At 42.9% G+C, this 22,307-nt stretch carries 8 protein-coding genes; 4 read left to right on the plus strand and 4 right to left on the minus strand.

The features are described 5' to 3' along the window. Positions 1 to 11: 11 nt before the first annotated feature. Positions 12 to 749, minus strand: coding sequence for a LytR/AlgR family response regulator transcription factor (locus ACO6S2_RS05775; RefSeq protein WP_422361565.1), 738 nt, complete (start codon positions 747 to 749; stop codon positions 12 to 14). A 216-nt stretch (positions 750 to 965) separates the two neighbouring features. Here ACO6S2_RS05775 and ACO6S2_RS05780 point away from each other — a divergent pair, with 216 nt between their 5' ends. Next, entirely contained in the window at positions 966 to 4,187 is a 3,222-nt protein-coding gene (locus ACO6S2_RS05780) for a caspase family protein (RefSeq protein ID WP_422361566.1), read from the plus strand. Positions 4,188 to 4,205: 18 nt separating this feature from the next. Here ACO6S2_RS05780 and ACO6S2_RS05785 read toward each other — a convergent pair whose 3' ends face one another. Beyond that, positions 4,206 to 14,495, minus strand: coding sequence for a BspA family leucine-rich repeat surface protein (locus ACO6S2_RS05785; RefSeq protein ID WP_422361567.1), 10,290 nt, complete (start codon positions 14,493 to 14,495; stop codon positions 4,206 to 4,208). A 392-nt stretch (positions 14,496 to 14,887) separates the two neighbouring features. On the opposite strand from ACO6S2_RS05785, the gene ACO6S2_RS05790 reads away from it, so the two are divergent. From ACO6S2_RS05790 to ACO6S2_RS05800, 3 genes are all read left to right on the plus strand, one after another. Next, positions 14,888 to 16,912, plus strand: a complete 2,025-nt coding sequence (locus tag ACO6S2_RS05790; protein WP_422361568.1) for a histidine kinase — start codon at positions 14,888 to 14,890, stop codon at positions 16,910 to 16,912. 18 nt (positions 16,913 to 16,930) lie between these two features. Then, on the plus strand, positions 16,931 to 17,674 hold the full coding sequence (locus ACO6S2_RS05795) for a LytR/AlgR family response regulator transcription factor (protein WP_422361569.1): 744 nt from the start codon (positions 16,931 to 16,933) through the stop codon (positions 17,672 to 17,674). 227 nt (positions 17,675 to 17,901) lie between these two features. After that, complete coding sequence (locus tag ACO6S2_RS05800) at positions 17,902 to 19,599, plus strand: cadherin repeat domain-containing protein (protein ID WP_422361570.1); 1,698 nt, start codon at positions 17,902 to 17,904, stop codon at positions 19,597 to 19,599. A gap of 34 nt (positions 19,600 to 19,633) precedes the next feature. On the opposite strand, the gene ACO6S2_RS05805 is transcribed toward ACO6S2_RS05800, so the two are convergent. After that, a complete protein-coding gene (locus tag ACO6S2_RS05805; protein WP_422361571.1) occupies positions 19,634 to 20,587 on the minus strand; it encodes an ABC transporter ATP-binding protein in 954 nt (317 codons plus the stop codon). 108 nt (positions 20,588 to 20,695) lie between these two features. Beyond that, complete coding sequence (locus ACO6S2_RS05810; RefSeq protein ID WP_422361572.1) at positions 20,696 to 22,201, minus strand: sensor histidine kinase; 1,506 nt, start codon at positions 22,199 to 22,201, stop codon at positions 20,696 to 20,698. Between the last annotated feature and the right edge of the window lie 106 nt (positions 22,202 to 22,307).

The following is a 22,307-nucleotide window of genomic DNA, read 5'->3' on the forward strand; positions in this document are numbered from 1 at the left end:
CCGGGTCTTTTTTAATTGTAAATACTTAAGTAATCCCTGAGGTCGTCCTCAGGTTCGATGTGTAGTTTTTCTTTTATGATAGAGATGCTGGACTCAATAGATTCGAGCGTTTGATCCATATTAGTGCTCATATTTTTTAGCTTAATCCCAACTTTAGCGTAAGCACAGACCCGGAGCTGAGTAGGTGTTAGAGTCTCAAAATCACCCTTTAAGCTTTCAAAAAAATTAGGATACATTTTATCAAATTTGGTAATAAAACTGGCCCAGGATTCATTCTGTTCAAATTCTTCTTTTGTAGTATTTTCTCTATACAAATCAGGTAGCACTTCCTGATTGGAGTCTAGTTTTACAGTCTTTTTTGTTTTTCTGTCTGTAGAAGCATTAAAGGCCAATGCCTTTTCTACAGCTGCATCTATCTGGTCAGGCCCCTTTAGCGGTTTGGAGAGAAAACAAGATGCACCTGCGGCTATGAGCTCATCTTCAGTTTCCCAATGAGAGGATACGATAATAATTATAGGATTATGCTCTAAGGCTGCTATCGTAGCGAAAGCATCTGCCTCCTTCATTTGCACATCCAAAAAAAGAATCTCTGGTTTCAGTTCATCTATGGCCTGAATTCCTTCTATTGGGTTCAAGTAGCACCCTATTAGGTCTACATGCTTGGTATGCTGGGCATACGCGGTCATCACGGTGAGCAATATCTTATCGTCGTCGATATAAATTGCTCTATACTTCTTCTCTTCACTCATTTTGCCGCAAAATACTAATTAGATTTTTTTTCGAGATAAACTTTTCGATGAGTGAATTTAAAAAAAAATCATTTTTCCTGTTAGACCTTTTTTATTCTATTTGAATTTGGATTTAGCCAATTTCTAATATGATAGAACTAATTTTAGCCCAATTTTAATGAAGGTGGAAGATGATTCTGTTCGATTCTTCCAAATGTGACATTTAAATCCAGATCCTTGAGAAAGATATTCGTTGTTTTTGCTCTATTCATAATTGCTCTTCCTGCCATCCCTCAGGAATACCCCCTTGAAACCGTGATCCAAAGAGGACACCGGGCAGCTGTCCGCTCTGTGGCTTATAGCCCCGATGGAAAATTTATTGCTACAGGCAGCCGAGACAACAGTATCAAGCTTTGGGAGGTGTCTACTAGTAGAGAAATCAGAACTTTTTTGGGTCACTTAAACCCAGTCAATATAGTCGCATTTGACCCAAGTGGCCGATGGATGGCTAGTGGCTCCTCAGACAATAGTATCATTATATGGGAAGTTTTTACAGGCAAAATCCAAAAAAAAATTGAAGGCCACAGCAGACGAGTTTCGTCTTTGAGTTTTAATTCCGATGGCACCCAACTGGCCTCAGGCGGCTGGGATCGTTTGGTTTATGTATGGGATGTCAAGTCAGGCGAAAAGCTCAGGGAGTTCAAAGGTAATCCGGCAACCGGAATAGGTGTAGGCGTGCAAGTGTCGTTCACGAAAGATGATAAAGGCCTAATTACAGGAAACGATGATGGCAAGATTATTATTTACAACCTTGACTCTGACGTTCCTCAAGATACCTTGCGAAACATAAGCCCAAGCTCTTGTGGAGGGTGTCCTAGTTTTATCCAATTGGACGAAAAGGGGGCTAAACTTTTATCTGCGAGTCGCCGTGGTCCAGTCACGCTGTGGGATTGGAAATCTGGTAAAATCGTCAAGGAGTTTAATGGAGATGGTGAAGAATATAATGCAGTAGGAATGAAGGGTAGTACCCTTTTTGTATCAGATGAGGATACCGTGAAGCTCTGGAATACTTCTGGTAAACTGATAAGAAAAATTCTTATCCCAGATACTGAGATCAATGCTGCTACCCTGAGTCCTGATGGGCGATTTGTAACTACTGCGACCAATGATAAGGTGACCAGAGTTTGGAATGTTCAAAGCGGAAAACTTGTCAAAGAGTTGAAAGGTTTTCTAAATGAGGCTGCTGACAATGGTTTAGGGCTCGATCCCGAGTCTTATTGGCAATATAACATAAGCCGCTATGTCAGTTTCAAAGAAGGAATTAGAGTGTCCCCTGATGAAAACTATGTGGTTAAGGCTGTGGGTAAATCTGCTCAGCTTTGGGATTTGAATAAGGGCCGAGTGGTACGCTCTTTTGATGGGCACGACAATGGAATTATCTGCTTAGAATTCTCTCAGGATGACAAGTATCTTTTCACAGGGAGTGGTGACAAAACGATCAAAATGTGGGAAGTGGCTAGTGGCCAATTAGTAAAGACTTTTGCCGGCCATCGTGAATTGATTTTTGAATTGGCCTTGAGTAAGAATGGAAAGTACCTGGTGTCTGGTAGTTGGGATGCTACAGCCAGGCTCTGGGATATAGAAAGTGGGTCAGAGCTGAAGGTGTATCGAATGGATCAGAATTCTCCATACGCCTTGTCTTTTGCGCTAAATGATCTTTATCTGGCAGTTGGGAGTTTAGGGAAGGAATTGAAATTGATAGAGATAGATAGTGGCGAGCCTGCAAGAACCTTTATTGGGCACACTGAAATTGTGTCTGATATTCAAATCAAAAACAATCAAATGCTTACCACTAGCTGGGATGGCAAAGCAAAACTCTGGGATATAGCATCAGGGCTTAGCACGCAAAAATTCGTGGGTCACGAAGGACAGATTTTTACCTCAGAATTTCATGACGATGGCAAACAAATTGTAACTGCTGGTTCGGATCGAATGGCCAGGCTTTGGAGCGTTGAGACTGGTGAAGTGATCAGGACTTTTCAGGGACATACCGATGCTATCACTTCTGCCGACTTTATTCATAACGGCAAACATCTGATTACGCATAGCCTAGACGGTACAACAAGAATCTGGGATGTGCAGACTGGAGATGAGATGATATCTCACATACTACTTACTAATGGAGATTGGCTGGTGGCCAATCGCAATGGTTACTTTGATGCTACTGAGAAAGCTAAGGAGAATATTTTTTTTGTTCGAGGCTTGAAAAGTTACTCTTTGGATCAATTCTTTGAAGACTTCTATCAGCCTGGAATTTTGGGTGAGTCTTTGAAGGCAGGAGGTTTACTGAACGAAAACATCAACATTAAATCTAAATTGAAAAACTCCCCACCACCTCGGGTCGAAATTATTTCTCCTAGTTCAGGTGAGCACTTAACAAAAAATGAGATTGATGTAATGGTAAAAATCACCGATGAGGGTGGAGGAATGGATGAAGTAAAACTGCTTCACAACGGAAAGAGGTTGCCAGGTCATGATCGAATGGCCAGGATGAAGCCTAAACCTGGAAAGTCAGTTTTTCATCATTATCCAGTCCAGTTGGTGCCAGGCAAAAACGTCATTGCGATTTCTGCATTTAGCGAAGAGCGTATAGAGTCTGAGTTGGCACAACGAGAAATCTTTGCGGATGGCATTCATGAGGATATTACTTGTCATGTGATGGCCATTGGTATAAATAAATACAAGAATCCACAATTGGATTTAAACTATGCCTTAGAGGATGCCGAAGCATTTTTAAAATTGGTAAAAACCAAAGGCAAAAAATTGTTCAACAAAACTCAAGTTTATTCCCTATTCAACGAGGAGGCCACCAAAGAAAATATGCTAGCTATGTTGGATGAGATAGCAGAGAATGCCCGACCACAGGATGTTTTCTTTTTCTATTACGCAGGACATGGTAGCATGGTGGAGGGTAATTTTTACTTTATCCCTACAGAAAATATCCGGCTATATGATTTTGATCTATTGACCAATGAAGCCGTGAATGCGGCTACTCTACAAGAGAAGTTTGCTAAGATCAGTGCTTTAAAGCAACTTGTTGTTTTGGATGCTTGTCAATCCGGTGGATCTACTGAATTACTAGCCGTGCGTGGCGCGAGTGAAGAAAAAGCTATGGCACAATTGTCTCGGAGTTCGGGTGTGCACGTGCTGGCGGCATCGGGCAGCGAACAGTTTGCCACAGAGTTTGCCGAGTTAGGACATGGACTATTTACTTATGTGTTGCTTGAGGCTTTGAGTGGTAAAGCAGACGGTGCACCAAAAGATGGAAAAGTAACTATCTATGAACTGAAAGCCTATATAGACTCGCAGGTGCCGGAATATTCGACACAATACAAAGGCAAACCCCAGTATCCTGTAACCTATTCTCGAGGACAGGATTTTCCTGTCGTCATTGAATAGTTAGATGAATTTTGTCTCTTACTGTTTCACTATTCTAATAACTTCTGTCTCAACATTCGATTGAATAAAATAGACGCCCTTATTGAGATGTGATAGATCTATGGATTGATTGTTAACTCCATTTATACTGAACAATTCCACTCCCGTAATGTTAAAAAACCTAAGATCTATGGGTAGAGAATTTGACTCATTTAATTTAATAATAAGTTGGCCAGATGTTGGATTTGGAAACACTTCAAACTTTTTGCTTGTCTGAGTAGGAGTGGAAAGAATAGCTCTGAGGTAAGGTTCTGAAACACCAGTGCATCCATTCAATGTTACTTCTACTGTATAGGCAGGGCTTGTGGAATATTCATGAGTCAGGAAAAGTGAAGAAGTGGTTTCTCCATTGATTGCACCTCCATCTTCATACCATTGATAGCTGTCTCCTTCACTCGCGGCCAATTCTGTGACTGCAAATACAGTGGTCACTTCTGTAATAGTAGGTATAAAGGCTTCTATGGTTAGCTCGAACGAGACAGATGTTAGGGTAAGATCTGGAGCTTCGCTATTGGTGACTTGGATCTTGTACGTACCCTCATCTTCAGGTTTTATATCAGAAATGAAAAGATTTTCAGACGTTTGCCCGCTTATTGATTCATCATCTTTTATCCATTGAAAACTATTGCCAGTTCCATTCGTGCTGAGTGATACATCTAGATCCTCACACTGTGCAAGGTTCAAATCAGTAAGTCCCATGAGTTCACTTTGTGGAGCGTATTGATAAGTTGAAATGCCTACATTAGGTAAAATGTCCTCAAAATCCATTTGATTCTCGGCAACATTTAAAATACTCAAATTAGGCATGGATGAAAGATCAGGAATAACTGTCAATTGATTCCCAGTAAGTAGTAGGCTGGTTAAACTCCCTAGATCTATGAGGTCGTCAGGTATGATGCCGTCTAGTTCATTCTCACATAAATCGATGGCAGTTACAGTCGTACCGACCACCGTGACCCCGTACCAATCACTTACGTCTTCAGCCGAGAGCCAATGGGTATTGGTTATCCAGTTTTCTCCATCAGCCGCGTTGTAGAGTGCGACCAACGCATCGTAGTCTGATTCGATGACTCCATTTACAAGAGAGGCGGTGGCAGAAGCTGAGAATTCTGAAATACCGTTGTTTACATCTGTGACGGTTGCTACATAGGTTTGGCTCGGGTCTACTGGCATGTTGTAGTTCCAGTTTCCATCGAATACCGTGGATTCGCCTATATATACAGCCCCTTGATTGTCGGCGCAGCCGGTGTTTATTTGATAGACATCAACAGTCGAGCCGTTGAATGCGGTGGTTGTGCCGCTCACGCCTTCAGCTGTTACTGAGGAGATGATTGGTTCCGTTACTGCAGGAGTATTTGTGAAATTGATAGCATTTTGATCATTGCAGAAATAGCTGTTGATGCCAAGAATGGTACCACTAGTCTGCTGAGATAATCCTTCGAACCTTATTCCGTCCAAAGTATTGTTTGCAATAATATTTTCTTGACTACTGCCGCCTAATTCTATATTGGTGGTAGTGCTACTTAGCTCAATTCCACTACCTAAATTACCCAAAGCAGTCATTCCGTTTGTTTCAACTCCAATGCTATTGTCTGTTAAAACGAAATTTGCGCACGCCGCATCAAAATGAATACCATTGCCACCGTTTCCAGAAATCACATTGTTATGGATACTTATGCGTTGGGTGGTATTGTCTGTGCCACTACTGTTATTGAAGGAAATCCCATGGTCTTGATTACCGTAGCTGGCCCCTCCTGTACCGGATGAAGAAGTGCCAATGAAATTGTTAGTGATCTGCAGATCTGTGGTAGCGTTTGTCACTGAAATTCCGTTGAGTGTGCTGCCAGAGATCGTATTATTTCGAATGATATTGCCGGCCCCAACTGAATTATCTACGTCTATGCCATTGCCTAAATTAGGTATGACTACTGTACCGGAGGAATTCAATCCAATAATATTACTATCTACTATTGTCCCTGTTCCATACTCCAGATGCACACTAAAGGCGCTATTTGTTCCAGCTATGACATTGCCTTGTCCAGTACCTTGACCACCAATCCGCGCATTGGTTACACCAATTCTTACTCGAATACCCCGAAGATTGCCCAGATCATTTTCGCCGTTTTTGTCAGTACCAAGCAAGTTGCCATAGATCTGCACATTATCACCTTCTTCAATTGAAATCCCATAAAGTGCACCACTTGTTCCATTCCCTGAGATTACATTGCCTTCCCCATCGATGCTGTTTCCTCCAATGAGGATATTATCACCAGATGCGTAAATTCCTGTACCTAGATTCGGGTCTGTAGATAACCCATCGTAGTCAAGCCCGATATAGTTGCCCTGTATGATCATATTATCGGCAGTTCCAGCACTTATAATTCCGCTTGAAGTGGAGCCTTTTATTATATTTCCCTTTCCAGGTCCGCCTATGATCAAATTGTTCGATCCATCATTGTACCTGATCCCCCTAAAGAAGCCATCAATGGCAAGGCCGTAGATCTCTACATTTGGTTCTTCTATAGTTAATCCATTTCCGTTGATGGCATTTGTAGCTCCATCCAATATGATCATCGCATTGGCATCACCAAATGTCCAACCAGGCTGGGTAGTAGCATCAATGATCACACCGACATCATTGGAGTTATTTATCGTAGGTAAGAAGGACTCAAGAACAATATCCCATGGGGAACTTTCAGTAATATTAAAAGAGATAGTTTCCTTGGAGGTACTGGCATTGGCATTTTCTATGGCCCAGCGTAGTGAGCCCACACCATCGTCATTGGTATTGATCACAGTATAAGGATCAAATCCAACGCTAGAGGCAACCCAATTGGAGTTGTTCCCAGTCAGGGCAAAATCCATGAGTGTACCGTTATTTCTATTGGTACTTCTGTCAGGAAGTAGATCAATCATAGGAGTGGTGTTGTCTTCGTTGGCATCGCCTTGATCGAAGCGGTAGTAGGCCATGAGTCCGGATTCGGTACCCGTCAGTGGGTTGGACATGTTGGATTGAATTTCACCAGGTGTTCTTTCTATAGTCCAGATGCGTACTTCATCTATACTTCCTGCGTATCCAATTTCATTTACATCAGTGCTCGTTCCCAGTAATAGGTTTTCAGAAACACCGTTTAAAGGTCCTGATAGTGTGGAGGATGCGGCTACCTCTACTCCATCTACATAAAGTCTCACCGAGTTGCCATCAGACCAGGTGAAAGCTACATGCCTCCATTCGTCTTCTTCAAAATTAAAGCCATTGCTATTGTCGAACCGAGCCACTGCTAGAGAGCTTCCATTGTCTACCAAAGCAAATAATTCTTCGTTGTCGACAGATTCACCTTCCATTACCAATGCGAACGTTGTGGTACCCGCTCCACCTGTTGACCCTTTTCCAATTAGTGTTACTGTTTCTTCGCCTTCATCATATGTAGCGATATGACTGGGCTTTATCCAAGTCTCCACAGTCAGAGCGTTTAAGGTTGTAAAATCTGGATTATCCAAATCTACATATTCGCCACTTCCTTCAAAATTCAGAGCGTTGCCTGGGTAGGTAATAGTTGTTCCTGCTTTGAAATCAGATTGTTGAGATTGACCTTCAGCATTTGTTGCGCGTACCTTGAACAGGTAGTTGCTTTCGGATGATAATCCCGAGGTGATGGAATAACTGGCGGTTGAGGTTGCATTGGCTCCGGTGGTTATGATTAAATTATCTCCCTCAAAATCGTAATCTGATCCATCGGCTACTTCAATGCGAAAATCCGTTTCATTGTAAGAGTTGTCGTCCCAGAATAGATCGATCTGAGTAGGGGAAACATCTACTACGCGTAAGTTGGTAGGTGCCGCTGGCGGTTCATCGTGATCGGCACTTACCCAATTAGAGCCGTTACCTGATAAGGTAAATCCGAATAACGTTCCGTCATTTTGATTTTGGCTTCGGTCAGAAAGCATATTTAATATGGGTGAGGTATTGTCCCCTTCTGCAATACCTTGATCAAACTTGTAGTAGGCCGCAAGATCTGTTTCATTACCGAGTAAGAGGGCGTTCATCATCGAGTTGATTTGGGTTCCATTGAGTGCTACATTCCAAATGCTTACTTCATCAATTGATGCGCTTGAGAAATAGGCTGATGAACTTGTCTGAGCCCCTATGCTCAAATTATCGGTACTTGATTCATTTAGTGAAACCGTACTTGCTCCATTATTGTACTCTACCGGTTGTAGCACCCCATCTATGTAAAGATCGACGGAGGTAGCACCTTCGGTCGCCACCGCCGCATAATGGTGCCAACCGGTATCGTTAACCCCAGAAGTGCCATACCAGCCCCCTGCATAGTAGAAGTAGAACATACCATTATTGACGGCTTGACTTTGGATAGCCATCCCGTAATTAGTCTGGTCGACAGTCCAATCATCTCCTTTTTCCAGAATCACATCCAAATTATCGAGGTCACTCCGCTTTACCCAGGCCATGAGTGAAATGGTAGTAGCAATTTGTAGCGAAGAGTGATTTGGGACATTGACAACATCATCGCTGCCGTCAAAATTCAGTGCATTGCCAAACTCCATCATAAAACTGGAAGGTTTAGATATTGGTGTGTACGAACCTCCCAAATTGGCTTGGAGCCTGTAATAATATCTAACGCCCTCGGTGAGGCTAGTCGAAACGGTGGCTGTTCCTCCTGTGGCGATACTCTGCCCAGTGATCATCGGGCTGGAAAAGTCTTCATTGTCATCTACGTCTACCAATATGTCGGTAGCACCCACCACTGGGACCCAGTTGGCAATGAATTGACTGCTCGTCACTTGTGTAGCGTTCAGCAACGTTGGCCCTTGATAAAATTCAGTCGTTCCATAGCTATCTGTGGTGGCTGTGGCGGTGTAGATTTTACCTAGATCGTAAGTAGGAGGACTGGCCACGGACCAGGTAAAATCATTGACATCAGCGCTATCTACCAATATTTTCCCTTGGTTACCTGATACGGGATCCACCTCATAAATATGTATTTTTCCGGCGGTATCGTCAGTGATGGTGCCAGAGATGGTCGTGGCACTCACTGCAGTGATGATCGGAGGAGCTACGCCCCCATCTGCTCCATTGAGGAGGTCGATACCAGCTCCATTTTCATAGATGCTGTTGTTGGTGATTTTGATTTCTGTATAAGCTGAGCCATCAAGCTCAATAGCGGGACCTAAGTTGTAGGCTATGTAATTGGCTTCGCTTAAAGCACCACCAATAATGGGTGCATCGCCAAATGATGGTGGATCACCATCGTCGTGCTCGCTGAGAATACCACTACCATTAGGGATGGCTGTATCCGAAGTATTTCTTCCTATATAATTTCTTCGAATATGAATTTCATTACCGTTTCTCGTGGTTTGCATCCAAATACCGGCCTGCGTGTTTCCTGCAATCACATTGTCTTCAATAAACCCGCTGGCTTCTACCCAGATACCGATGTCGTTAGGGATGGCGGTGCTTTCATCTTCACTTACTCCGATTTTATTGTTTTGCACAAAATTGTCGGAATAGGCTATGGCTAATCCAATTTCAGTATTGCCGGAAATGACGTTGTTGGTGAAGTAATTATTGTATGATTCAGAATAGTTATACCCAAAATCTAATCCGATATCGTTAGGGTCTGCAGTCGCTCCGAGCACATCCGTACCAATGTAGTTGTATGAGATGCTGTTATTGTTTGGGTAGTCAGAATAGATGCCCGCGCCATTGCCGCTAATAACATTGGATTTGCCGGAGGCACCTATAGTAACATACTCTAAGTAAGTGGAGTAGATGCCATAGTCGAATCCTTGGATTTTTAGTCCATAGATCTCATGTCCGTCATCTCCGTCGATGGAGATCCCGTGAATCAAATCGCCCACATCCTGAATCACGATCATACGATCCAAGGTTCGATTCCAACCTGTCTGCGTGGTTGCATCCAGATTGATGGGGTAGCCGTTGTTGTTTCGTATTTCATCCATCTCGGTAGTTGGATTTATTGTCCAGCTCGTACCGGAGCCATCACCAGCTAAGTCGAAAGTAATGGCGATGGGATGCCAGGCATCTCTAGCATCGAGTATGGCTTGTCGCAACGATCCGAGCCCGGCATCAGCTGTGGTAGTGACTTCGTATTCGCTCTGAAAAAAAGTAACGCCAAAACCACTGTTGGCAGCCGTGGCATTGTTTATACTGGATACGTCGTTGCTAGTGAATGCAGAGTTTCCGAAGGTAAACTCGATGTCGGTGATGGTTGCGTCGTCGTCATGACTGGAAGCATTGCCTGACAAGGTAAGAGACGCTTGCGTGCCATCAGCCGAAATGGATAGAGTGGGCGTGAGTCCAAGTAGGTCATTACTGATGGTATAATCCGTACTATAGGTGAGTGTACCTCCAGCTGGCGTAAAGGTGTCGCCTTCCAGAGATATAATGATGGAACCAGCTACTGAGCCGTCGTTAGCATCCAATTCTCGAATGGCGTCTCCGAGCGTATATTGATTGATATTATCTAACGAATTCCCAACGACGTAGAGCTTGCTCCCCTGTGGATTGAAGGCCAGTCCAGTGGGGCTGGACTGTTGCGATACCACTTCATGCATGCCTTCGTAAACTGGTGTAGCGCTCAGGTCAAACGATGTAGGCATAACATATTGATAGACGGCATCTGCATTCTTCCCAATGATAAATATTTTGCTTCCATCCTGATTGAAGGTGATTCCTTGGGGTTCGTCGTTTTGCTCAGATACATCAAACGAGGTGGCCGATGAAATGCCACCCGTTAGATCGAAGGGAGAGGTCACCGTGTATTGATTGACCTCATCATCACCTTCATTGACCACATAAAGCATCGAGCCATCTCGATTAAAACAGAGACCTCTCGCGTTGGTGCCATCGGTAGAGATACTTACACTTCCATCTGAGGTAGGTGTGGTGTTGATATCGAACGGTACACTCAAGCTGTATTGCAGGATGTCGGTACTGGTTAGTATATACATTTTGGAACCATCAGCGTTGAATGCGATGCCGTAAGGATTGGGAAGCCCACCAAAAGTGCCGTCGTGAGTGACACCGGATGTGGTTTCGAATGGCGTGGCGAGATCGAACTGATTGACCTCGTCTCCGAGCGTTCCCACCACATACATTTTGGTGCCGTCAGCACTAAAGGCCATATCACTTGGCGAGGATTCATAAGAATTGAGATTAAACCTTGATCCGTCATGCGATACATAATTGGTCAGATCGATGGCGGAGGCGTAGGAGAGCGTAGGGCAGTTGGATATGTCGCCATCGAAGGTCCAATTGTCATCGTCTATCAAGGATTGTCGAGCGCTCGTTGAAGCACAATAAGTCAAGCCAGTCGCACCTAGCGTCACATCAGGTTGGACCGATGGTAATGCTGCCCATGCAATTAATGTGGCGTCATAGTTGGCTTGAGATATATTGGAACGAGTCAGCATATTGACCATATAGTCCACGTTGCCGATATCCCAGGCTGCCAAACTTTGATCGAAAGCTTCAGCATCTATAAACATAGTGCCCGTATGAGTGAGCATGCCTAATTTATTGCCCCAGGCGCTCAGGTCCTGGTTGAAGAGGGTGGTTTGACTGAACATGGAGCTCATGCTGGTCACTTTACTCACCTCCCAGCCGCTGATGTCTTGATTGAATGGAGTGCCCATAAACATCGTACTCATGTCAGTCACCTCGTCTACTTCCCATCCGGAAATATCTTGGTCAAAAGCGGTGTGCCTAAACATGCTGCTCATGTTTTGAACGCTACTCACGTCCCAACCACTTAGGTCTTCATCGAAGATGGTAGACTGCTGAAATAATCCATACATACTGGTGATGTTGCTCACATCCCAGTGATTGAAATCGCCAGTTAGGTTGGGGCAATTCCAAAACATCCGATCTAGATTGATGACATTGGATAAGTCTGGAGCATCTGTAGCATTAACTACCAAGTTGGTGCTACCAGCAAGCATATTGGTCATGTCTGACCATTCAATGGTTCCCCACTGCTCTACTGTTTGTATATATTCTGCCCCAGTGTGGCTGGCTATCATCCATGGAAATAGCCCCGATATTTTCAGCTCATAGGTGTGGCCATCGGTTAAGCCGGTGATGGTGTAGCTATCCGTTTGTCCATTCACAGATCCGTCGCCCACCCCCATACTAGTCAAGTTGGTCCATACCAAATTGTAGTTGTAGGTGCCTGTCAATTTATTGATGAGCAATTCTCCATTGGATGGAGCGGTCCAAGTGGTGATAAAAGATAACTCCAACGGCTCACTTATGAATTGGGAGGTGTTATTACTTGCGGTTTGGGTGGCCGAAATATTAGTTAGCCCTGCACTTATGCTGGCTACAGAGATTTGATGACTCCAGTCCCCGCTTCCGTCCGCATCGGTAGTGCCCAGATACTGCTGACCCTCATTTTCTGAATCTGCGAAAATTTCAATTTTGGCACCAGCCGTAGAGGTGCCCACGATCAATCCGTCTAGCGTGGATGTAATCACTGGAGGGGTGACTCCATTTTGGGCACCATTGGTGATTAATATGCCTGCTCCCGTGTTGTTGTAAATTGAATTTTGTGTAAGTAGGTGATTGTTGATGCCGCTTACACTGACTTCTCCAATTTCTATCCCATTAGAACTGTTGAAAACTATGCTGTTGCTCATAATGGAGGAGCCTGTGGCCTGACTTTCTACCAGTATACCATTACCTCCATTGCCCAATGGGGAGATGCCATCGGTTTGAGTGCCAATCTTATTTTGGTGAATATTGTTGCCAGTAGTGGATACATCTTCTACCAATATGCCATCCAAAGTATTACCAGAAATCAGGTTGTTGGTGATACTAGTGCCCGTACCAGCACTTAATCTAATGCCTTGGTTGTCATTTGGTATGGCCAAGGTTCCTGAGGCATTTGTCCCAATATAGTTTTCATTGATAGTAAAGCCGCCTACACCAATGCCGATGCCGTAGCTGTTTCCTGAGATGATATTGCCTAGCCCTGATCCGCCAATGATTCCGCTTCCTCCCTGAATGTTGATACCTGCAGTCATATTGCCTCTGTCCTGATCACCGTTTTCGTTAGTGCCTATATAGTTGCCATAAACATAGGTTGGTCCGCTCCCAATGGTAATGCCATGTGAACTAACTCCAGATGTGTTAGAAATAATATTTCTAGCTCCGGGTGTTCCATCTCCGATGAACGTACTTGCCGACGGATTTTGAATGTGAATATTGTTTTGACTGTTGGCTAGTGGCGTGTTGCCATCGGTGCCCAGTCCAAAAACGTTGCCCATAATGCGGGTATTATTACCCTCTTCGAGGTTGATTCCAAACCCACCATTGCCGGCGATATAATTTCTACCAGCTATGGTGCCGTCTCCGATTTCAGTGCTAGGACTTGCGGAGCGGATCCAGATGGCATCTGAATCATTACCTCGATTGGTCACCCCTGTAGGTCCTAATCCCAGATAATTATTCACTATTTCGGTTCCCGAAGACGCACTTTGTATATATATACCCGTATCATTAAACCCAATATAATTAGGGATATCAGTGCTGGCTCCGCCGATGACTGTATCGTCCGTCGAGAAAATATCAATTCCTCGAGTATTGCCGAGATCCATATCTCCGTCCAAGCTGAGCCCAATGTAATTGCCCATGATGATCGTACCAGTAGAGCTGTTTCTTATTCGGATTCCAAAACTGTTGTTTCCAATAACATTACAGCTTGCTAAAGTACCATCTCCAATCCGTGTGCCGATAGCACCATTGTCAATGAGAATACTCACAAAATTTGCTGCGTCAGTAGCATTGCCAGTGGATGCCACACCTAGCCGACAGCCGTATATCTCATTGTTAGTGGCTCCTGAACCATTTATGTATATAGCAGCGGTTGTTCCCGAAAAACCGCGCATATGTAAGCCCCTGACAATGCAATTTGCTCCCGTTATTTCTAGACCGTGGATCGTGTTGCCGGGTTGAATCGTAATTGTGTTTGCTCCAGCATCAATGGTTGTGGCGTCGTCAGTGAGTTGCAAAGTGGCATCGATAGTGATGGTGAACGAACCTGAAAAGGTAATTTGATCCGCACCTGAATTTGCGTTGGCATCAAGGATGGCTTGTCGTAGTGAACCAGTTCCACTGTCGTTGTTGTTAGATACCGTATAGGTGTTTGCTATAGCAGATGCAGAAAAAAGAGATAAACACAAGAAGAAAAGAAGGCGCAATGAAAGGAAGTAAAAGATGACTTTCATGATGGTGGGATTTGGTGGTCCTCGCCCATTATTGGACGTAGGTTTTCAATGAATTATCTTGAATCAACCTGTCCATAGCCAAATAGGACATATAATTTACTAAAAAATGAGCGGAGTTCAAATGGAATTGGAGTAATCCACTAGTCTAGGTAATGGGTGAACTACACAGAGGCCTTGTGCCTGAAAAGTATAATAAAAGTCAAGTGAACAATTATGAGCTCAGTTATCATAGGGTGCAAAGAATATATAGCGCTGTACGTATGATAAAAGAGCAGGCTAATTTCTCAACTGCAGGAGATTCTTTAGGCTTTGCAGCAATCTTTCTGATCAAATGTTTCCAAAGCCAATGAACAAAGTATATTATTGAAAGCTCTACTTGAAATCCTAATTTTATGCAAAAATCACTGATGTTTTGGGGTTTACTTTTTGTAAACCTGCAGGTATATGCACAATCAGAAAAATTGGATAGCCTGGGGTATGCTTTGTTTTTAGCAGATGGAGAGAAAAAAACTGAAGTGTTGCTCGCATTGATGGATGAACACGCATGTAGCAATGATTCGATGGCCAGATACTACTACAGTGCTATATCTTCTTCAAAGAACAAATCTTCAAAAATCATAGTGAGCTCACTTTCTTCCTATGGCAAAATGCTCTACTGCTTAGGCCAATTAGATAGTTCCACCTTTTATTATAAGAAGGCTTTAGGCGAGGCACAACGGCTTAACCTGCCGGATGAATGCCCATTTTTATATAATAAAATTGGTTATATGTTTCAATCTGCAGGTCAGTTGGATTCAAGTATTTTTTACTTTAATAAGGGGATTGAATTAGCTCGTGCAACGAACGATAGTCTTCATTTAGGAGCTATGATAGCAGGAATTGGTATCGGATTGCAACACATGGGTAAAACTGATTCAGCGATGATATTGTATTTGAATGCTTTAGAAATCGCGGAAAAAATAGAAGCTAATAGCTTAATCATTACCAGCAGATTAAATATTTCTACTTATTACTATGATCACCAGCCGAATAAACTAAAAATATCGGATTTTGAAGAAATGCTTGATATATCAAGAGAGATAGGAGATCAGAGGAGGGAACTGAGCATTCTAGAGTGGTTGGGTTATTTACATAGCGACAGTTCCAATTTTGAAAGCGCTTTAGTCTATTTCAATGAAGGGTTAGAATTGTGTAAAGTAGTAAAGGATACGTATTACGAATTATTACTGCTGCAAGGCATGTCATATATGTTCAATTTGTCAGGAGATTTTGAAAAAGCAATTACTACAAACAATCAGATTATAGAAAGGAGTATTTCCACTAATCATGACCTTTATCTGCCCTCTATGTATGCCAATAATGCGCTTAACTTTTTATCCTTAGGCAAGAATAAAGAAGCAGTATCGAGTGCATTACAAGCTATCGAACTAGGTCAAAGGTCCAGTCAAATTGACCTTTATTATAGAGTTTATAATGATTTGGCTAGAGCATACTCTAATTTGGGCCAATTTGAAAAAGCATACGAAGCTCAAAAAGAATTTACAAAATTGAGCAACGAGATATTGGATTCGGAAAAATCTAAGCAACTGGTAGAGCTTGAAACCAAATACGAAACGGAAAAAAAGGAAGCTGAAATTGCAACTCTCTCGCAGCAGTCTACTATTCAAGCTTTAGAGTTAAAGCAGAAAAATACGATTATTCTTGTCGGATTGATGTTGGTCGGCTTGATAGCTGCTGTAGTGTATTTTATGATCAAACAGAAAAGCCTCCAAGGGGCTCAAACTCAAATGGAGCTAGAGCAGCGCTTTCTTCGATCTCAACTCAATCCTCATTTTATTTCTAACGCCCTGTTGGCGGTTCAAAACTTTATGCTAAAAAATGAGACTGATAAAGCTGCCAGTTATTTATCAAAGTTTGCCAAGCTCATGCGGGAGACTTTAGAAAACTCAAGGCAAGAATTTGTTGTGCTTGAAGATGAGATTAAGATGCTGACCAACTTTATGGATATTCATAAAATGAGGCTCAACGACAGTTTTAATTATGAGATACACCTTTCGGATGCCATAAACCCAGAAATAGATACCATTCCGCCAATGTTTGTGCAGCCATTTGTCGAAAACGCGATAGAACATGGTATCGCCCCAGCCAACGACAAGGGAAGAATCAATCTATACTTTGATAAGGATGGAGATTTTATCACGATCGTCGTGACGGACAATGGAGGTGGCTATGCGCAGTCTTCGACTCTGTCGGTCGATCACCATTCGCTGTCTACTACCATTATTGAAGAGCGCATAGCCGTGTTTAATCAGTCGCTAAAGAAAAAAATCCAGCTTGTACTTACGGATATTACAGCTGAAAATGGTGAAATAGTAGGTGCTAAGGTAGCATTGAAAGTTCCTTTTCGATATGTTTAAGTTTAGCTCATTAAGCGCATGCGAATAGTACTCATAGACGACAACGCCGCAGTCCGGGAAAATCTGAGGTTACTGCTAAAAATTTATGCCCCCGAGTCTTCGGTGGTCGGCGAGGCTAACGGGGTAAAGTCCGGACTGGTCTGTATAAAAGAGCATAAACCTGATTTGGTGCTTTTGGATGTGGAAATGAACGATGGCACTGGCTTTGACTTGCTGGCTTTGTATCCCGATATCGATTTTAAACTCATTTTTGTAACTGGTCATAACGAATATGCCATCAAAGCTTTTAAATATAGTGCTATAGACTATGTTTTGAAGCCTGTAGACCCTGATGACTTGCAGTCAGCGCTGACAAAGGCCATGCAAGCACATGATGCACAAGAAGAGAGAATCAAGGTAACTAACCTTGTTCAAAATAAAAGCTTAGCCTTGAGTGAAAGAAAAATTCTACTTAAGGATGCAGAAACGGTGTATTTGGTATTAGTGTCTGATGTAATTAGATGCGAATCTGAAGCCAATTACACTATGTTTTATTTGGTTGATAAAAGGAAAATCATGGTGTCAAAAACGCTGAAAGAATTTGATCAGCTACTTGAAGGACAGTCTTTTTTCAGAGCACATCAATCGCATTTGATCAATCTGAGTCATTTTGATCGATACGAAAAAAAAGAAGGCGGTATCATACACATGAAAGACGGTAGTACTTTGCCTGTAGCCGTGCGCAAAAAAGAAGCGCTTCTCACTGCACTCTCTCAGCTATAATTAGTCCCCGACTCTAGGATGTATCTTTTATTATTCAAAAACGAATTTTAAATAATCTCTGACGAATATTCAATCAGAGAATTCGAATATTCATTGTCTAAATAGGGCCTGGATCGCGCTACCTATTTTCGAATATAGTTTTATAGAACTAAGTAGCGTATGTTGAGGCTTTATCATGCCTGGACCGCGCTAATTATGGAAACCTGAATCTAAAAACAAAATAGACAATGAAGAACAAAATTATGGTGCTGATGATGGTGCTTGGAATGGCATCGTGCAGTGAGGACGCAGTAAAGGAATTGGAAGAAGATATCATCGAAGTAGAGGTGGAGGACTTTGTAGGAAGCATCAACGACGGAGCTAAGGAAGGCGACCTGATTGGTACGATCACGGCTAGTACTACGCTTGGGGAATTGACGTATTCACTAAAATCCGAAAGTGTGAGTGGGGCCTTCTCTGTAGGAGAGGCTACTGGAGAATTAAGTGTAGGGGATGCGACGATCTTCGATTACCAAACAAATCCAAGTCTTACTGGTGTGGTAACCGTGGTAAATGGCGATATCGAAAAAGAGGTCAACTTGACTATAACCGTGGCAGGTGTGGTATCTTCCGACCTGGCCGTCACGATAGATGAAAATCCTGACAGCGGGTATGTATTAGGCACGATCACAGGCACTACCAATGGCGGTACGCTAATGTACAGTATTTCGTCTGAGCAACCTGCCGGCGCCATGGCAATCGATGCCTCCACAGGGGAGTTGACCGTACTGGATGATGCTTTTTTCGATTACGAGGCCAGAACAGAATTGACGGCTACGGTAAAAGTGACCGCAGACGAAGTTTTTGCAGAGGCACAAGTGACCATTACTTTGACAGATATAACACCGAGCTGGGCCGCCTTAGGTGCCAAGACTTTTTCGTCTGGCAAGGCACACGATCAATGTATAGCGGTGAATAAGGGTATCCCTTACGTGGCCTTTAGAGACGAAACCAACAGCAATAAAACCACGGTGATGAAATATGAAAATGACCAATGGTCTGTGGTGGGAAGTGCAGGGATTTCTGATGGTTTTGCCACCTATCAAAGTTTGGCTTTCGACAACGACATACCGTATGTGGCTTTTAGAGATGATGCCAACAATCGTAAAACGACTGTGATGAAATACGAATCGGGCAGCTGGCAACTGGTAGGAGCTGCAGGGTCTGTGGGTAGTTCACGAACTAAAGCCGTGGTGTATGCTGCAGAATATCAAAGTCTCGCTTTCAACAATGGTACACCCTATGTAGCTTATAAAGATGGTGCTCAGGGCTCAAAAGTATCTGTAATGAAATATAGTGGATCAACGTGGCTGGCGGTAGGAGCTACCGGTTTTTCTGCGGGAACCGCTGACTACATTACACTGAAATTCAACAACGATATACCTTACGTAGCCTATGAAGATGGTGGCAATGCCTCGAAAGTCACAGTCATGAAATATGAAAGCAACAGCTGGCAAGTAGTGGGAAGTGCAGGTATAAGTACCGGAGAATCAAGCCATGTGAATCTTCTTTTTGATGGAGATATACCATACGTGGCCTTCTCTGACCATGACCAGTCTGAGAAGGTCACAGTCATGAAATATGACAACACCAGTTGGTCCGTAGTAGGTACAGCGGGATTTTCTCAAAGCAGTGGCCAGTATCAGTCCTTGGCGATGATGAATGACAAACTGCACGTGGCCTATCGCGATAGTCAGCAGGGAGGAAAAGCTACAGTTATGCAATTCAACGGCACTAGTTGGTCAGCGTTAGGCACGGCCGGATTTTCTGACGGCAATGTCAATCATCTGGACATGGTTGTAGATAATGAGATCCCGTATGTGGTCTTTAGAGATGATGCAGATAATGTGAATAAAACTACCGTGATGCGGTTTGATGATAAATGATGCGGGTAAGCAATTGAGAATAAGAAAGATCGTCTCAGCTAGGTTTGAGATGGTCTTTCTTTTTTACCTCATAATATACTTTTTCCTGTTTTTTCAAAGGCTCCTGAGTATAGCACAGAATGTCTGATTTTTGCCCTGAAACGTGAAAGGTGGTATGATAATGCATCCCCATAAATACTGATTCAACAACAGTGGCCTTAAATGTTCCTTCAGTAGCTATTTTTATCCATTCAGGTCTAATGAGCTCACTTTTCCCGTCTATTTTCAACTCATTGATCGGCCCCAAAAATTTGGCAGCATAATGCGAATTGGGGTTTTGATATATTTCTACGGGATGACCAGATTGCTCGAGTTTACCTTGATTAAGAATGAGTATATGATCTGCTACGGCCAATGCTTCAGAGGGATCATGACTGACCAATAGGACGGTAATATCCAAAGCCCTTAACATATCAATGACTTCTTTTCTCACTTCAGTTTTCATGGGCAAATCCAGATTGCTGAATGGCTCGTCTAGCAAAACCACATCCGGTTCGTCTGCTACAGCTGCAGCCATAGCAATGCGCTGCTGTTGCCCCCCAGAGAGCTCTCGGGGATAACGATCCGCGTATGTTTCGAGCTGACATACATGGAGTAGTTCCTTGATTCGAGCTTCTTTCTCATCTACTGGGTAGTGTGAGATCTTCTTGCCAATATTATCTTTGACTGTCCAATACTGTTGGAGTTTGAAGTCTTGAGGAACATAAGCCAGATGGTCATATCCAGGCACTAAGTTGTGTGAAGGTCCGGTGATTTTTTCATTATCAACTGTTACTTTTCCTTGATCAGCATCTTCTAGCCCTGCTATAATTTTGAGCAAGGTGCTCTTACCTGAACCACTTTCCCCAAGAATGTAGGTAACCTGCCCTGATGCTATTTCTTCGGAGACATTGGAAAGTGCATCGTGTTGATTATCGTAAGATTTGTAAATCTGATGAAGCTTTATCACGGAGGGGATAGATTTTTATTAGTGGCAAAAAGAATACAAATAGCTGAGAAGTCAACTAGTATGAAAGTAAATGGCCCTGATTTTTTTATTCTGGCAGAAAATTCAGCTCTAGTTTAGGTAAATGGTAAAAATGGTTCCTTTCTCAGGTTTGCTTTTTACCTCTATGTGACCGTGATGATGGTCTATGATTGTTTTTATTAGATAAAGCCCAAGTCCGCTTCCTTCTTGGGAGGTGTCTAATTGTTTGAATGGTTCCAGAATTTCTGTTCCGTTAACATTGGAGTCGAATCCCAAACCATTGTCACGTACTTCTAAAACTGTGTGATCGTTGTCCGTGTAGGATTCAATTTCGATCTCTAATAGTCTGTTCGGACTACTGTATTTTATGGCATTGGTGATTAGGTTTAAGAAAATGCTTTTCAATTGGGTGGACGGATATTTCACTGTTGGGCACTTGGCAAACCATTTGGTGATGATCACTTTGGATGTTTCCAATTGAACCGAAATACTCTTTTCAACCTCGGCTAATATGTCTTCGAAGTTGAGTAACTCAGATTTCGCATCCAGATTTTCTCTTAGTCGATGTACCTCGTTAAGTGCATTGACCACCGTTTGAATTTGCTTGGCAGACGTTTGAGCATGTTCCAGTATTTTGTCGTGATCCGCCGCGTCTTTGTTTAGTCTTTCTAGCAAACCTATTAGGTTAATGATAGGAGCCTTAAGGTCATGTGCTGTACTGTATGAAAAATGAATGTGGCGGTCGATTTCCTCTTGTGCATCGTGCAACTTCACCACCATTTCGTTGAAAGTGGTGGTTAGTTCTGAGGTGAGCCCGGAGGGAGGAGCAGCTACCTGAACAGAGGTCTCACCTTTACCTACGCGTTTAACACCTTCAGTAAGTTGATCAATGGGAATGGTCGTTTTGTTGCTCGAAATAAAGGAAATAATAATTGCAATCATGACAAAGAAACAGGTGAAGAGCACGATGAGTCTCAGTGTGTTTCTCTCATCCAACTCAATAGCATTCACGACGGTTGCTGTATAGTTTTCGACCTGCAAAAGGATGACAGTAACCTGTTTGTTGAATTTTTCTTCTTCTGCTTCCACATCGACCACACGATCAATGGCTTCTGCCGTCTTGCCTTCCTTAAGTAATTCGATTACTGCCAGGGCATCTCTCTCATAGCTCAGATGTTCCTTTTCCATTCGCTTCAGCTCATTGAGCAAATCTTTCATGATGATGCGCTGGTTGTCTGATATGGCTTCGGCAATTCCAACTTTGACTTGTTCTTCCGTTTGCTTTAACTCCTCATCAACCAATACAGCGAGATATCTGAAAACACTGTCCGCTTTGTTGAAGTTTTCCTGGGCATTATCGTATTTCCCAATTTCTTCTGCAAACCGTACGGCTCGTTCGAAGTTGATGGATTGTTCTAATTGATGAGTTTCTATGTTGGTCATAGCCTCTATGAGAGGCACATCTATGCGAGCCACTTCGTCGATTGAGTTGTGGCTGTTGTATATCCGCATCATGCTGAATATACCGATGGCGATTAACAATACTATAAGAAATAGGCTAGCTCCTGATATATGCTTAGCTAATGTTTTTCTCACTTGTCAATCAACTTTAGTTTATAAATCTATAATAAAGAGTAACCGATCGAGTCGGACGATATTCTGTTGTTAGGCGTGAATTTTAAATGTACGATTTTTTGTCGAC

The organism is Reichenbachiella sp. (assembly GCF_965233835.1).
In the GTDB taxonomy this organism is placed as follows: Bacteria; Bacteroidota; Bacteroidia; order Cytophagales; family Cyclobacteriaceae; genus Reichenbachiella.

Bases quoted from the DNA above. Each gene is read 5' to 3' on its own strand.
- ACO6S2_RS05795 (WP_422361569.1), top strand. From the start codon at position 16,931: ATGCGAATAGTACTCATAGACGACAACGCCGCAGTCCGGGAAAATCTG.
- ACO6S2_RS05785 (WP_422361567.1), bottom strand. From the start codon at position 14,495: ATGAAAGTCATCTTTTACTTCCTTTCATTGCGCCTTCTTTTCTTCTTG.
- ACO6S2_RS05775 (WP_422361565.1), bottom strand. From the start codon at position 749: ATGAGTGAAGAGAAGAAGTATAGAGCAATTTATATCGACGACGATAAG.
- ACO6S2_RS05800 (WP_422361570.1), top strand. From the start codon at position 17,902: ATGAAGAACAAAATTATGGTGCTGATGATGGTGCTTGGAATGGCATCG.
- ACO6S2_RS05790 (WP_422361568.1), top strand. From the start codon at position 14,888: ATGCAAAAATCACTGATGTTTTGGGGTTTACTTTTTGTAAACCTGCAG.